Below are 14,966 nucleotides of genomic sequence, written 5' to 3' on the forward strand. Positions count from 1 at the left end.
TAAGCCGATATAGCCGATTGCCAACCGCGAATTCTCCTCTTCCTTTTCCCGGCAAAAACGCCTATGAACCGGCGCGATGAAGAAATATCGGCTGGCAATGATGATGCGAATTATCGGCCCGGCCTTCCGCGCGCGCTAAGCGGCCGGAAGGTCCGGGTTTTTGGCGCTTGGATACGAGCGCTTCCGTCACCAGCTATTTCACGCCCGTTGCGCCCCTTCCTGGGCCGCCAGAAAACGATTGTCAGACATGACCGACACAGCCGAAAAGATCGACTATTCGAAGACCCTCTATTTGCCCGAGACCGATTTTCCCATGCGCGCCGGCCTGCCGCAGAAGGAACCGGAACTCGTCAAGCGCTGGCAGGAGATGGGTCTCTACAAGAAACTGCGCGCTTCCGCCGCCGGCCGCGAGAAATTCGTCCTCCACGACGGTCCGCCCTATGCCAACGGCAACATCCACATCGGCCACGCGCTGAACAAGATCCTCAAGGACGTCATCAACCGTTCGTTCCAGATGCGCGGCTACGACGCCAATTACGTGCCCGGCTGGGATTGCCACGGCCTGCCGATCGAATGGAAGATTGAAGAGAAGTACCGCGAGAAGGGCAAGAACAAGGACGAGGTCCCGGTCAACGAATTCCGCCGGGAATGCCGTGAATTCGCCGCCGGCTGGATCAAGGTCCAGGCGGAAGAGTTCAAGCGCCTCGGCATCGAGGGCGACTTCGACAATCCCTATACGACGATGAACTTCCACGCGGAATCGCGCATCGCCGGTGAACTCCTGAAGATCGCCGCGAGCGGTCAGCTTTATCGCGGCTCCAAGCCGATCATGTGGTCGGTGGTCGAGCGCACGGCGCTGGCCGAGGCCGAGGTCGAATACCAGGATTATGAGAGCGACACGATCTGGGTGAAATTCCCGATCGTTAGAGGAGTGACCGCCGATTATCGCCGTGATGGAACATCGCCTACAGCGGATGAGGTCAACCCGCCGTTGGTCAATGAAGATGCGTTCATCGTAATCTGGACAACAACACCTTGGACGATCCCGGGAAATCGCGCGATCGCATTTTCTGCTCGCCTTGAATATGGCCTGTACGAGGTCGAAAGCGCTACGAATGATTTCGGCCCGCAGCCAGGCGAGAAATTGGTTTTCGCCAAGCGCTTGGCTGAGGATTGTGCTTCGAAAGCCAAAGTAACCTTGCGTTTTGTGCGGGACGTAAGTGACGACGAACTGGCTAACGTTGTTTGCGCTCATCCACTCAGAAATTTGGATAATGGCTATACGTTCGATGTCCCGCTGCTCGATGGCGATCACGTCACCGATGACGCCGGCACCGGCTTCGTCCACACCGCGCCAAGCCACGGTCGCGAAGACTTCGATGCCTGGATGTCGGCTGTCCGCACGCTTGAGGCCCGCGGCATCGAGACCAAGATCCCGTTCCCGGTCGACGACGGCGGCTTCTACACCGCCGACGCCCCCGGCTTCGAGGGCGCCCGCGTCATCGACGACAACGGCAAGAAGGGCGATGCCAACGACCGTGTCATCAGGGAGCTGATCGCCCGCGGCGCGCTCTTTGCCCGCGGCCGGCTGAAGCACCAGTATCCGCATTCCTGGCGCTCGAAGAAGCCGGTCATCTTCCGCAACACGCCGCAATGGTTCGTCTATATGGACAAGACCCTTGCTGACGGCACGACGTTGCGTTCGCGCGCGCTGGGTGCAATCGATGATACCCGCTTTGTGCCGGCCGCCGGCCAGAACCGCCTGCGCGCCATGATCGAGGGCCGTCCGGACTGGGTGCTCTCGCGTCAGCGCGCCTGGGGCGTGCCGATCGCCGTCTTTGCCGACGATGAGGGCGAGGTCCTGGTCGACGAAGCCGTCAACGGCCGCATCCTCGAAGCCTTCGAACATGAGGGCGCCGACGCCTGGTTTGCCGAAGGCGCCAAGGAGCGCTTCCTCGGCAATGACCACGACCATTCCCGCTGGACCCAGGTCATGGATATCCTCGACGTCTGGTTCGACTCTGGCTCGACGCACACCTTCACGCTCGAAGACCGCCCGGACCTGAAGTGGCCGGCCGACCTTTATCTTGAAGGTTCCGACCAGCATCGCGGCTGGTTCCATTCGTCGCTGCTGGAATCGGCGGCAACCCGCGGCCGCGCGCCTTACAACGCCGTCCTCACCCATGGGTTCACCATGGACGAGAAGGGCGAGAAGATGTCGAAGTCGAAGGGCAACGTCACAGCACCTCAGGAAGTGATGAAGGATGCCGGCGCCGATATCCTGCGCCTCTGGGTGATGACCTCCGATTATGCCGACGACCTGCGCGTCGGCAAGACGATCATCCAGACTAATGTCGATGCCTATCGCAAGCTGCGCAACACCATCCGCTGGATGCTCGGCACGCTTGCCCACGACAAGGGCGAGGAGATCGCGCTTGCCGACCTGCCGGAGTTGGAGCAGTTGATGCTGCACCGGCTGGCCGAACTCGACGAGCTGGTGCGCGAGAACTACGATGCCTTCGACTTCAAGAAGATCGCCCGCGCGCTGATCGATTTCGCCAATGTCGAACTTTCGGCCTTCTATTTCGATGTCCGCAAGGATGCGCTCTATTGCGACGCGCCGTCGAGTCTGCGCCGGCGCGCCAGCCTGCATGTCATCCGTCAGATCTTCGATTGCATGGTGACCTGGCTCGCCCCGATGTTGCCCTTCACCACCGAGGAGGCCTGGCTGTCGCGCAACCCGTCCGCCGTTTCCGTGCATCTGGAGCAGTTTGCTCCGGTCGCAAAGGAATGGCGCAACGACGTCCTGGCCGAGAAGTGGAAGAAGATTCGTACCGTGCGTTCGGTCGTGACCGGCGCCCTGGAAATCGAGCGCAAGGACAAGCGCATCGGCTCCTCGCTGGAAGCGGCTCCTGTCGTTCATATCGCCGATCCGGAACTGCTGAAGGCGCTGGAAGGCCAGGACTTCACCGAAGTCTGCATCACCTCGGCAATCGAGATCAAGGCCGGCGAAGGACCGATGGATGCATTCCGCCTTGCCGAGGTGCCGGAGGTCAGCGTCGTCCCGAAGCTTGCAGAGGGCGAGAAATGCGCCCGCTCCTGGCGCATCACCAGGGATGTCGGTTCCGATCCGGAATATCCAGATGTTTCGGCCCGCGACGCCGCTGCCCTTCGCGAACTTGCGGCGCTTAAGTGAAGAATATTGCCGGATGAATTGCGTTTTCGCGGTTCATCCGGTAAAAGCTGCCTGAAAATGGCCGGATTTTTGCGTCAGGGGGACGGTTGTCCGGTTGGGCGACGATTGCACCGGCAGGGCTGGAAGGGTTTTCATGTTAGCAACGCATTGGTTCCGTATGGGCGCCTGCCTGTCTGTTGTAGTGGCGGGATGTTCCCTGGTGTCCGGTTGCGCCAGCAGCCCGACCTACGGCACCGACAAGACCGCTATGGAACAGTTGACCGACGATCTCGGCCAGTCCGTGTCGTTGACCGGTCCGGACCCGAAGAACAAGGGCGTCAAGTACACGCCACGCCCGACGCTGGTGCTGCCGGCGCAGGCGCAGAAAGAGACCCTGGTTGCGCCGCAGCAGACGGTCGCCAACAAGGACAATCCGCAATGGCTTGAATCGCCGGAGGAGACGCGTGCTCGTCTCGTTTCGGAAGCTGACGCGAATTCGGACAATCCGAATTACCGCTCGCCGCTCGCCAGTTCTGCGATCGAAGGCGGCCGGCGCACGACGGAAGCCCAGACCAAGGCCTATCGCGAGGCCCGCGCTTTGCAGAAGGGCTCCTATATCGATCAGCGCCGCTATATCTCCGACCCGCCGCCCGGTTACCGCACCGTCGACGATCCGGCAAAGCTCGATGATGTCGGCGAGCCCGAACTCAAGAAGCAGAAGAAGCGCAAGAAGGAAGCAGCGGTCGCCAACACCGGCAAGCAGTGGTGGAACTTCCTGCAATAGCTTTTTCGGCGCGCCGGCAAAAATGACGCCCGCCGCGCCCAGGCGCCGGGATTACGGCGCCTCTCTCCTTTGCGAAAAGAACCTTCGCAGCAGATCGGCCGACTGGACCTCGTTGAAGCCAGAATAGACCTCCGGGGCGTGGTGGCAGGTCGGTTGCGCATAGAATCTCACGCCATTGTCGACGGCGCCGCCCTTTGGGTCCTCGGCGCCATAATAGAGCCTGCGGATACGCGCAAACGAGATGGCTGCCGCGCACATGGTGCAAGGCTCGAGCGTCACGTAGAGATCGGCACCGGCAAGACGTTCCTGTCCGAGTGCTTCGCAGGCGAGCCGGATCGCGGCGATTTCGGCATGCGCGGTCACGTCTTTGAGCTCGCGCGTGCGGTTTCCCGAGCGTGAAACGGCAATATCGTCGACAACGACGACGGCGCCGATCGGCACCTCGCCGCGTTCTCCGGCGGCACGCGCTTCTTCGAGCGCCATCTCCATGAAACGATTTGTCTTCACGATCGCAAGAATTTCCACTTAACCGCAGATGCGTGACCTGATAGACAGGCCCAAAAGGCAGGCAAACAACAAATGACACCCAAAGACAAGCCAAAACGCCCGGGCGCAAAGCCCTTTTCACGGGGCACCGGGCAGAAGCCGGGCGATGCGAAGCCGGCAAAGGCTGCAGCCGCGCGTCCGATCGCCGCCGAAACCGAAGGCGAGGCCAAGGCCGAACGCATTTCCAAGGTGATGGCGCGCGCCGGCGTCGCCTCCCGCCGCGACATCGAACGCATGATCATGGAAGGCCGTGTGACGCTGAACGGCAGGGTTCTCGAAACCCCCGTCGTCAACGTCACGCTCGCCGACCGCATCGAGGTCGACGGCGTGCCGATCCGCGGCATCGAACGCACCAGGCTGTGGCTTTATCATAAGCCGACCGGTCTGGTGACCACCAATGCCGATCCGGAAGGCCGGCCGACTGTCTTCGACAACCTGCCGGAAGAACTGCCGCGCGTCATGTCGATCGGCCGCCTCGACATCAACACCGAAGGCCTGCTGCTCTTGACCAATGACGGCGGTCTCGCCCGCGCACTCGAGCTGCCGGCGACCGGCTGGCTGCGGCGCTACCGCGTCCGCGCCCATGGCGAAATCGATCAGGACGCGCTCGACAAGCTGAAGGACGGCATCGCCGTCGACGGCGTGCTCTATGGCTCGATCGAGGCGACGCTCGACCGCACGCAAGGCTCGAACGTCTGGATCACCATGGGTCTTCGCGAAGGCAAGAACCGCGAAATCAAGAACGTGCTCGGCGCGCTCGGCCTCGACGTCAATCGCCTGATCCGCATTTCCTATGGCCCGTTCCAGCTCGGCGACCTGCCGGAAGGCCATGTCGTCGAAGTGCGCGGCCGCACGCTGCGCGACCAGCTCGGCCCGCGCCTCATCGAGGAAGCCAAGGCGAATTTCGACGCGCCGATCTACAATGCGGCGGCGGTCGCTGCCGAGGAAGAGGCAGAACCCGCAGCACCTGAAAAGCGCGAGCGTCCGCGCCGTGACGAGGACAAGCGCGAACGGGCGTTGAGCCGCCTCGACACCAAGCGCGACGATCGCCACGGTGGGGCGCGCAGAGATGATGATCGCCGTGACGGCGGCCGCAGGGACGACGAGAAGCCGAAGCGTCCCCAGCCGCTCGGCCAGCGCCGCAGCGCCAATGTCTGGATGGCGCCGGGCGCCCGGCCGCTCGGCGAAAAGGCTGCGGCGAAAGCTGCCAAGAATGCGCAGACCGCACGCAAGCGCGGCGAGCAGTCGCCGGCAAAAGGCCCTGGTTTCGATCGCATCGAAGATCGCCCGCGCACCCAGGTGAACCGCGTGCGCGAAGAGGATGGCGAGTGGATCCGCTCGAGCGAAGAGCCCCGCCGCAAGGATGAGGGCGAGGGCTTCGGCCGCAAGCGCGGCTTTGGTGATCGCCCCGCCCGCGAAGACCGCGGTTCTGGCGACCGCCCGGCGCGCGGCGACCGACCGTTCAGTGATCGTCCCTCGCGTGGGGATCGGCTCTTCGGCGACAAGCCGCGCGGTGATCGCAAGCCGCGTACGGACGGTGACGAGCGTCCTCGGGCCGCGAGAGCCTCTGCCGGCGAGGGCCGTTCGGAGCGTCCGCGCGGCGACCGGCCGTTCGGTGATCGCCCCCCGCGCGGGGATCGTCCCTTCGGTGACAAGCCGCGTGGTGATCGCAAGCCGCGTACGGACGGTGACGAGCGTCCTCGGGCTGCGAGAAGCTCCGCCGGCGAGGGCCGTTCGGAGCGTCCGCGCGGCGACCGTCCGTTCGGTGATCGTCCCCCGCGTGGAGACCGGCCCTTCGGCGACAAGCCGCGTGGCGATCGCAGGCCGCGCGAGGACGGTGACGAACGTCCACGGGCAGCCAGAAGCTTTGCCGGCGAGGGCCGCTCCGAGCGTCCGCGCGGCGAAAGATCGTTCGGCGACAAGCCTTCCGGTGGCAAGCCTTCTGGTGACAGGCCGCGTGGCAAGGGCTTTGCGGCCAAGCCCGGTGGGGCCAAACCTGGTGGGGCCAAGAATTTCTCCGGCAAGCCGAAAGGCGCCAAGCCGGGCGGTGACAGGCCGGGCGGCGATAGGCCTGCGGGCGGGCCGTCCAGAGGTGGTGCTAAAGGAAAAGGAATGACGCGCGGTGCGGATCGTCGGCGGTGAGTTTCGCGGACGGCCTCTCGCCGTGCCAAAATCCAACGAGATCCGGCCGACTGCCGACCGGACGCGCGAGAGCCTGTTCAATATATTGAGCCATGCCTATCCGGAATGCGTCGATGGCACCCGGATTCTCGACCTCTTTGCCGGCACCGGCGCCGTCGGCCTCGAAGCCGTTTCACGCGGCTGTCGCCATGCGCTGTTCGTCGAAAACAGCGTCGAGGGCAGGGCGCTGCTCTGGGAGAACATCGATGCGCTCGGTCTGCATGGCCGCACGCGCATCCTGCGCCGGGATGCGACCGATCTCGGCAGCGTCGGCAATCTCGAACCCTTCGACGTGCTCTTTGCCGACCCGCCCTATGGCAAGGGTCTCGGCGAAAAGGCGATGGCGGCGGCGGCCGAGGGCGGCTGGCTGCGGCCTGACGCAATCGCGGTGCTCGAGGAACGCGCCGATATTGTCGTTTCCGTCCATCCTTCCTATGTCTTCCTCGAAAGCCGCATCTTTGGCGATACGAGGGTGCATTTCTTCCGATATCAGCCGCAATAAGCGGGGGCGGGCGTGCAGCAGGCAGAGATCATCAGCCCGAAATTGCCTGCGATCAGCGATGTGCCGACGGTCGCCGTCGCTTTTGGCGGCGGCGGTGCGCGCGGACTTGCCCATATCCATGTCATCGAGACGCTCGATGAACTCGGCATCCGCCCGGTGGCGGTATCAGGCTCGTCGATCGGCGCGATCATGGCGGCCGGCATGGCGGCCGGCATGTCAGGCGCCGAAATCCGCGAACATGCGCTGACGACCGTCGGCAACAAGACGGCCGTCGTCGCCCGCATCTGGGGCCTGAGGCCGGCGACGGTGCGCGATGCGGTGGCCAAGGGTATCCGCATCGGCCAGTTCAATCTGGAGCGGATCCTGAAAGCCTTCCTGCCGTCCGAGCTGCCGGCCCGCTTCGAGGATCTGCTGGTCCCGATGAAGGTGATCACCACCGATTATTACGGGCAGTGCGAAGTTATTATCGAACAGGGCGAGCTGTTTCCCGCACTTGCGGCCTCTTCCGCCATCCCCGCCGTCTTCATGCCGGTGCGCCTGCGCGACCGCGTGATGATCGATGGCGGCATCAGCAATCCGGTGCCCTATGAATGCCTGATGGATCTTGCCGATATCGTCGTCGGCATCGATGTCGTCGGCGCGCCGGAAGGCGACGGCACCCATATTCCGAACCGCATGGAGAGCATCTTCGGTTCCGGCCAGCTGATGATGCAGACGGCGATCTCGCTGAAGCTGAAGCTTCGCCCGCCGCATATCTTCCTGCGCCCGACGGTCGGCCGCACCGGCGTCATGGATTTCCTCAAGGCCCGCGAAGTCCTTGCCATGTCCGTCGGCGTCAAGGACGACCTGAAGTTCGCCCTTGACCGGGAAATCGAGGCTCGGCTGAAGCGCTAGCGCGCTCTTCGCTTCACTGAGCATGACCTCTCATGGCCGGCATGACCCGCACCGTTTGCAGCCTCATTCATCATCACCGTGCCCTCGAAGCTTGAGAACAGCGCAAGCGCCGAAGAATCGAGGCCGGCCTCGGCATCCTTCAGATTCGCAGCCAGCCCGGCGGCGTCATGTGCGGAAAGCCCGATCGTCTCCAGCGTCGCGGCATCCTTCAGGCTGTCGCCGCTGCAGAGATAGATGCTCCAGCCATGATGCGTCTTCTTCATCAAGGCCCGTCCGCCGCGTCCGTCCTGCCGCCAACCGACGATCGCCCAATCGGCCTGAACGACGACCGGGGCGATATCGAGCGGCTTGTGTGGCCTTTCGAACATCACTTTCAGCCTTGCCGGGATCGCCTGTTGCGGGTCGTCGTCCGCAGATGCCATGGATGCAAGCATCACGCCGGCAAGAATAGCGATGATCTTCTTCATCTGATGGCCTCCCTCAGGCGAGAACGCGTTTCAGCAACGGTACGAACCGCACGACGATCTGGTCGAAGGCGATCATGGCGAGAATCGCGAGCCCGCTCATAGGGAAGGTGACCGCGAAGATCCCGACAATCACCCACAGGCCGTAATAGATCGAAGGCTTTGGCGGCATGGGTGGCACGCCGAGGCGGCCGATCGGGCGCCGTTTCCACCACATGACGACGGCGGTCACGCAGCTGAGCACAATTGCAAGGCATGTTGCGAGCATCACCAACTGGTTGAAGCGCCCCCATTCCTGCCCTTGGTGGACATTGATGCCCCACTCGATCGCTTTGCCGAGAAAAGGATATTGATCGAAGCCGATGTCGATCAGTGGTTTGCCGGAATACTGGTCGATATGGAGCGTGCGTTCGTCGGTAAGGTCGTCCGGAAAGAGCGAGGCGGTATAGACGCCCGTCTCGTCGGAGGGGATCGCCACGTCGAAGCCCGGCGCCATGCCCAGCCGTTTGGCGATCTCCACGGCTTTGTCGAGGCCGATTCGCCTGGCTGATTGCGCTGCGGCGATATCGGAAAGCGGAACGGGCGCCTTCTCGACGATCCAGCCGCTGTTCGGAAGGATATCCTCGGTGACTTTTCGCGACTTCGGCACTTGGTCCCAGAGCTGGACCGGATAGCCGAGGCCGTGTTCGGTCAGCCACGCATTGGCGTTCGCCCCCCAATAGGCCGACCATGGCATGCCTGACATCGCAAGGAAGAAGATCAGGACACCGGCGAAGGCACCGGTCACGGCATGCAGGTCGCGCCAGAAAACGCGGCGGCCGGGCGTTCCCCGCACGCTGACGACGCCGCCCGTCTGGCGTCGCGGCCACCAGAGATAGATGCCGGTGACGACGAGCACCATGGCAAAGCCGCCGGCAATTTCGATCAGCCGGTTCGTTATGGTGCCGAAATAGGCGAGGCTGTGGATGCGCTTGACGACATAATTGAACTCGTCGGTCGATCCGACCACATCGAGCACCTTGCCGTCATAGGGGTTGACGAAGGCCAGCATCGAGCCGGCATCGCTGGAGAGGGTGACGATGGCTGATCGCTCGGGCAGGACCGGGTCTTTGTAGGATGTTGCGGTTGAGCCTGGCACGGCGGAGGCGGCGATCTCTGCGATCCGCTCCGCCGACAGCGCTTCGCCGGTAGACTGGACACTGTAGCGGTAGCCGAAGAAGGTGTTGTTGATCTCGTCCTTGAAGAGATAGAGCGATCCGGTAACGGCCAGATTGAGCAGGAAGGGTATGACGAGAAGCCCGGCAAAGAAATGCCAGCGCCAGATGGCACGGTAGAGCGAAACGCCGTTTGCGGCGTCCTCCGCCGGTTCGGCAGCAGTAATAGTCGACATGAGAATGGATCCGTATCCACGACCGACGGCACGCATGCAGGTCGGCCGGCGTTGAAAGGCGCATCACGGCGCCTGCCGCAACGCGAAGTTCAGGCAGGGATCGGATCGGAAGGAGGAGCCCGAGGACCGGTATTGGGCGGGAAAAGCTGGCGATGGAAGGCCTCGGTCCGGATCGGCAGTTCAACCGCAGCCGCAAAGGGTATGGCAGCACCGGCGATGTCCGTTGGCGCCGGCAGGAGGATGGAGGCGCTGATCCGGCAGGCTTCGCAACCATGCGAATGCGCCTTGTCGTGTTGGTCCTGACCGGATTTGTCCGTTGTGGTGACGCAAAGCGTCGGCAGCGTCCCGTCCGGAAGCACATATTGAGCGAGTTCGGCCGGATCGAATTCGCCAGCCGCTGCGGCAGGCAGCTGATGGGCGAAGCCGACGAACACCAATGCGACCGCGCAGAGGATGCGCAGCGCCCATTGTTCGATCTGTGTCGCCCGTTTGATCAAGTTTCCCTCTTGGATCGCTCCGATCGCGCGTTTGATAAGCGCCGCCCCCTTGATATTCAATGCGTCAATTTCGCAAGCCGGTCAGGGCCGATCAGGCGTCCGCCGTCGCATCCGCGGTTCCGGCCAGCGGATCGTCCTCGAAAGGATCGGCGGCGCGCTTCGGCTTGACCAGCGGTTCGGGGCGGACAGGGTGGGAAAACAGCATGTCGCGCCCGGCCTGCAGCCCTTCGGATACCTGCAGCACCAGGCGCGCCTCGTCGCGCTTGCGGATATCCTCGCCGATTTCATAGGCGTCGACCTCGGAAACGCCGAGCGCCTCCAGCGTTCGTCGTCCGAAGAGCAGGCCCGATTCCAGCGTTTCGCGCAGCTCGTAGTCGACGCCCTTGTTGCGCAGCTCAATCGAATGGATGCGGTCGTAGGAACGCACGTAGAGCCTTGTGTGCGGATAGTCGGCCTGCACCAGCTCCACCACCTTGTCGGTGATTTCCTTCTTCTGCGTGCAGACGAGCACGATCTTCGCCCGGTCGATGCCGGCCGAGCGCAGCACATCCTTGCGGGCGCCGTCGCCGAAATAGATGCGGAAGCCGAAGGAGGAAGCCTGGCGGATGCGGTCGGCCGAAAAATCGATGACGGTGACGCTGCGCCCGCCGGCAAGCAGGATCTGGGCGGCGATCTGGCCGAAACGCGAAAAGCCGACCATCAGCACGTCGGCGCCGGCTCCCTCGAAATCCTCGTCCAGCTCCTCCTGCTCATCGCCGTTCAGCAGCCGCTTCGAAAGGGCCGACCCGATCGGCGTCAGCGCCATGGATAGCGTGACGACCGCGACCAGCAGCGAGGCCGTGCTCGTCGACATCAGCCCGGCCGCCCCCGCGGTGGTGAACAGCACGAAGCCGAATTCACCGCCCTGCGGCAGCAGGAAGGCGATGCGGATCGCATCGTTGTGCGGAGAGCCGGAGATCCGGCAGAGCCCATAGATGACGATCGCCTTGACGGCCATGACGATCGGCACGGCGACGATGACGAAGAGCGCATTGTCGGCAAGAACGTCGAGCTCCAGCGACAGGCCGACGGCGATGAAGAAGATAGCGAGCAGTACGCCGCGGAACGGTTCGATATCCGCCTCCAGCTCGTGCCGGTAGGAGGATTCGGCAAGCATCACACCGGATAGGAAGGCGCCCATCGCCATCGAAAGCCCGGCAAGCTGCATCAGGCTCGCCGATCCCATGACGACGAAGAGGGCAGCCGCGATCATTGCTTCGCGCGCGCCGGTCCGGGCGATGATCTGGAAGAGCGGCGTCAGCAGATAGCGTCCCATGACGATCATCGCCGCAACCGCGCCGACGGCGATGGCGAAATCCAACAGCGGCGCGTTGCTGCTCTTGTCGCCGCCGTCGAGGATGGTGATCAGCGCCAGCAGCGGCACGATCGCCAGGTCCTGGAACAGCAGCATCGAAAAGGAGCGCTGTCCGTATCGCGTATTGACGTCGCCGTCGCCCTCGAGGATCTGCATGGCGAAGGCGGTCGAAGACAGCGCCAGGCCAAATCCGGCAACGATGCTGCCGCGCCAATCGAGCACCTGGAAAAACCAGGCAAGCGCGGTCAGCGCCAGCCCCGTCAGCACCACCTGCGCCGTGCCGAGGCCGAAGATGTCGCGCCGCATCTGCCAGAGGCGGGTGGGTTTCAACTCCAGTCCGATGATGAACAGCAGGAAGACGACGCCGAGTTCGGCGACGGCGAGGATCTGTTCGCCATCGGTGATGCCGTGGAAGACCGGGCCGATGACGATGCCGGCAGCGAGGTAGCCGAGCACCGTGCCGAGCCCGAGTTTCTTGAAGATCGGAGCGGCGACCACCGCCCCGCCAAGCAGCAGGATCGTTTCGGAAAAAAAGGCATTGGACGCTGACATGCTGACAATTTCTTTCGACGGCGGGGAGCAAGCAGGCAGCCCCGATAAAGAATCGGTGACGGCGGCCTTGATGCTTGGGAGAGTGCACAATAAATGGAAGCCGAAGGAAAGGCCAAATCATGTCCTCTGAAATTGATTCCTCGACACTTCTTTCCCGCGCAAGTCAATTGATTGATCTGGCAAGGAAGGCAGGGGCCGATGCCGCCGACGCCGTCGTCGTCCGGTCGCGCTCGCAATCGGTCAGCGTCCGCCTCGGCAAGGTCGAGGGAACGGAATCCTCCGAAAATGACGATTTTTCCCTGCGCGTCTTCATCGGCCAGCGTGTCGCCAGCGTTTCGGCCAATCCGGGCTTCGATCTTCAGGCGCTGGCCGAACGCGCCGTCGCCATGGCCAAGGTTTCCCCGGAAGACCCCTTCGCCTGCCTAGCGGATGAGGCGAGCCTTTCGAGAGCCTATCCCGACCTGCAATTGCTCGATACCACCGAGGTTTCCTCCGAGATGCTGCGCGAGGCGGCTCTTGCCGCTGAAGCAGCCGCGCTTGCGGTCAAGGGTGTCACCAATTCCTCCGGCGCCGGCGCCTCTGCCGGCATGGGCGGCCTCGTTCTTGCCACCTCGCACGGTTTCGAAGGCAGTTACATGGCCTCGCGTTTCGGCCATTCCGTCAGCGTCATATCAGGCGAAGGCACAGGCATGGAGCGCGACTATGATTTCGACAGCCGCCTCTATTATGCCGAGCTCGACGATCCCGCTGAAATCGGCCGTCGCGCCGGCGAACGGGTGATCAAGCGCGTCAATCCGCGCCAGGTGCCGACCGGCAAGGATGTCACCGTCATTTTCGACCCGCGTGTCGCCCGTGGCTTCGTCGGCCATATCGCCGGTGCGATCAATGGTGCTGCCGTCGCCCGCAAGTCCAGCTTCCTGCGTGACAAGATGGGCCAGCAGATCCTGAAGTCAGGCCTGTCGATCACCGATGATCCGCTGATCGTGCGCGGCCCTTCCTCGCGGCCCTTCGATGGCGAAGGCGTGTCCGGCGAGCGGCTGGTGATGATCGAGGATGGTGTTTTGAAGCACTGGTTCCTCTCGACCTCGACGGCACGCGAACTCGGCCTCGAAACCAACGGCCGCGGCGTGCGCGGCGGCACCGCCGTCTCGCCTTCCTCCACCAACCTTGCCCTGGAACCCGGCGATATCTCGCCGGAGGATTTGATCCGCAGCGTCGGCAACGGTTTTTATGTCACCGAATTGATCGGCCACGGCGTCAACATGATCACCGGCGAATACAGCCGCGGCGCCACCGGCTTCTGGATCGAGAATGGTGAGCTCACCTTCCCGGTCTCCGAGGTGACGATCGCCTCGAACCTCAAGGAGATGTTCATGCGTCTGACGCCGGCAAACGACATCGATCGCAAGTTCGGCGTCGCGGCCCCGACCTTCGCCATCGAAGGCATGACACTCGCAGGGCGCTGAGAAACGGATTGACGGGGATGAGCGACATGGAGAAAGCCCGCTGGCAGAGCGATCTCACGCTGATCGCCGATGCTGCGAGAGAGGCGGGCGCCGTCGCTTTCGGCTTCTTCAACCAGTCTCCCGAGGTCTGGTGGAAGAACGAGGACCGGTCTCCCGTCAGCGCCGCCGATTTCGCCGCCAACAAGACGCTCGAGACCATCCTGCGCAAGGCCCGGCCGGATTATGGCTGGCTGTCGGAAGAGACCGACGACGATGCCGACCGTCTCTCACGCGAGACGCTGTTCATCATCGATCCGATCGACGGCACGCGAGCCTTCCTCGGCGGGCAGAAGGTCTGGTGCGTCAGCGTCGCGGTGGTTCATCGCGGCCGGCCGGTCGCCGGCGTGCTCTATGCCCCGGCGCTCGAAGAGCTCTATGAGGCGGTCGAGGGCGGCGTGGCCCTGAAGAACGGCGTCCCCTTCACCGTCTCGGCGGCCGGACCGGAAGAGATGAGCCGCCTTGCGATCGGTGACGACCTGCTGAAGACCTTTCCACCGGAGTTCCGCGACCGGGTGACGCGCGAGAAATACATTCCCTCGCTCGCCTATCGCATCGCCATGGTGGCGGACGGTCGTCTCGAAGGCACCTTCGTCAAGGGCAATTCACATGATTGGGACCTTGCCGCTGCCGATCTGATCCTTGTCTGCGCCGGTGGCGGCCTCGTTGACATCGAAGGCCGGCCGATCGTCTACAATCGCACTGAGGTCACCCACAAGGTCCTCTGCGCGGCGCCAACGCCCCGCCTCGAGGAATTCCTCACCGCCTTTGCGGGACGACGAGACAGTTGACGTTTCCGTCAAAATCCCGCAGATGGGTGGCGGAGGAGAATAGGCAGAAAGAGAAGAAAAAAATGACTGACTCCGGTGACAAGAAGCAGCTTCTGCATCTCGTTTTTGGCGGCGAACTGGAAAGCCTCGATGACGTCCAGTTCCGTGACCTGCAGGGTCTCGATATCGTCGGCATTTTCCCGGATTATGCCACGGCGCTGACGGCCTGGAAGTCTAAGGCGCAGCAGACGGTCGACAATGCGCATATGCGCTACTTCATCGTCCACATGCATCGTTTGCTCGATCCGCAGGAAAAGGCCAGGGGCAACTGATCCCTAGCATGTGCCGCCGGCCG

At 63.2% G+C, this 14,966-nt stretch carries 13 protein-coding genes; 8 read left to right on the plus strand and 5 right to left on the minus strand.

Going from position 1 to position 14,966, the window contains the following annotated elements; all coding sequences use genetic code 11:
• The first annotated feature begins 247 nt into the window (after positions 1–247).
• A complete protein-coding gene (gene ileS, locus RWJ89_RS19985; RefSeq protein WP_316031321.1) occupies positions 248–3,196 on the plus strand; it encodes an isoleucine--tRNA ligase in 2,949 nt (982 codons plus the stop codon).
• A 133-nt stretch (positions 3,197–3,329) separates the two neighbouring features.
• Complete coding sequence (locus RWJ89_RS19990) at positions 3,330–3,959, plus strand: hypothetical protein (protein WP_316029410.1); 630 nt, start codon at positions 3,330–3,332, stop codon at positions 3,957–3,959.
• Between the two features lie 51 nt (positions 3,960–4,010).
• Here RWJ89_RS19990 and RWJ89_RS19995 read toward each other — a convergent pair whose 3' ends face one another.
• Entirely contained in the window at positions 4,011–4,448 is a 438-nt protein-coding gene (locus RWJ89_RS19995; RefSeq protein WP_032999138.1) for a nucleoside deaminase, read from the minus strand.
• Positions 4,449–4,538: 90 nt separating this feature from the next.
• On the opposite strand from RWJ89_RS19995, the gene RWJ89_RS20000 reads away from it, so the two are divergent.
• The 3 genes from RWJ89_RS20000 to RWJ89_RS20010 are packed head-to-tail and all read left to right on the plus strand — an operon-like array spanning position 4,539 to position 8,082.
• Positions 4,539–6,647 (plus strand): pseudouridine synthase, encoded by a 2,109-nt coding sequence (locus RWJ89_RS20000; RefSeq protein ID WP_316031322.1) that lies wholly within the window; start codon positions 4,539–4,541, stop codon positions 6,645–6,647.
• Positions 6,628–7,188 (plus strand): 16S rRNA (guanine(966)-N(2))-methyltransferase RsmD, encoded by a 561-nt coding sequence (gene rsmD, locus RWJ89_RS20005; RefSeq protein ID WP_131666247.1) that lies wholly within the window; start codon positions 6,628–6,630, stop codon positions 7,186–7,188. The genes RWJ89_RS20000 and rsmD overlap by 20 nt, the downstream gene beginning before the upstream one ends.
• 12 nt (positions 7,189–7,200) lie before the next feature.
• Positions 7,201–8,082, plus strand: coding sequence for a patatin-like phospholipase family protein (locus RWJ89_RS20010; protein WP_003556842.1), 882 nt, complete (start codon positions 7,201–7,203; stop codon positions 8,080–8,082).
• On the opposite strand, the gene RWJ89_RS20015 is transcribed toward RWJ89_RS20010, so the two are convergent.
• From RWJ89_RS20015 to RWJ89_RS20030, 4 genes are all read right to left on the minus strand, one after another.
• Positions 8,079–8,549, minus strand: coding sequence for a copper uptake system-associated protein (locus tag RWJ89_RS20015; RefSeq protein WP_131666246.1), 471 nt, complete (start codon positions 8,547–8,549; stop codon positions 8,079–8,081). The two genes, RWJ89_RS20010 and RWJ89_RS20015, sit on opposite strands and share 4 nt — an antisense overlap.
• A gap of 13 nt (positions 8,550–8,562) precedes the next feature.
• On the minus strand, positions 8,563–9,936 hold the full coding sequence (locus RWJ89_RS20020) for a PepSY-associated TM helix domain-containing protein (protein WP_316031323.1): 1,374 nt from the start codon (positions 9,934–9,936) through the stop codon (positions 8,563–8,565).
• A gap of 89 nt (positions 9,937–10,025) precedes the next feature.
• On the minus strand, positions 10,026–10,433 hold the full coding sequence (locus tag RWJ89_RS20025) for a hypothetical protein (RefSeq protein WP_221946972.1): 408 nt from the start codon (positions 10,431–10,433) through the stop codon (positions 10,026–10,028).
• Between the two features lie 91 nt (positions 10,434–10,524).
• Positions 10,525–12,339: a monovalent cation:proton antiporter-2 (CPA2) family protein gene (locus RWJ89_RS20030; protein WP_131666243.1), complete on the minus strand. Its 1,815-nt coding sequence runs from the start codon at positions 12,337–12,339 to the stop codon at positions 10,525–10,527.
• Positions 12,340–12,458: 119 nt separating this feature from the next.
• On the opposite strand from RWJ89_RS20030, the gene RWJ89_RS20035 reads away from it, so the two are divergent.
• The 3 genes from RWJ89_RS20035 to RWJ89_RS20045 all read left to right on the plus strand — a co-directional run bounded on the left by RWJ89_RS20035 (position 12,459) and on the right by RWJ89_RS20045 (position 14,943).
• Positions 12,459–13,805, plus strand: a complete 1,347-nt coding sequence (locus RWJ89_RS20035; RefSeq protein ID WP_168306395.1) for a TldD/PmbA family protein — start codon at positions 12,459–12,461, stop codon at positions 13,803–13,805.
• 17 nt (positions 13,806–13,822) lie between these two features.
• Complete coding sequence (locus RWJ89_RS20040; RefSeq protein WP_131666241.1) at positions 13,823–14,632, plus strand: 3'(2'),5'-bisphosphate nucleotidase CysQ; 810 nt, start codon at positions 13,823–13,825, stop codon at positions 14,630–14,632.
• A 62-nt stretch (positions 14,633–14,694) separates the two neighbouring features.
• Entirely contained in the window at positions 14,695–14,943 is a 249-nt protein-coding gene (locus RWJ89_RS20045; RefSeq protein ID WP_020048652.1) for a DUF4170 domain-containing protein, read from the plus strand.
• Positions 14,944–14,966 lie beyond the last annotated feature (23 nt).

The organism is Rhizobium sp. 10PS4 (genome assembly GCF_032464805.1).
In the GTDB taxonomy this organism is placed as follows: Bacteria; Pseudomonadota; Alphaproteobacteria; order Rhizobiales; family Rhizobiaceae; genus Rhizobium; species Rhizobium laguerreae.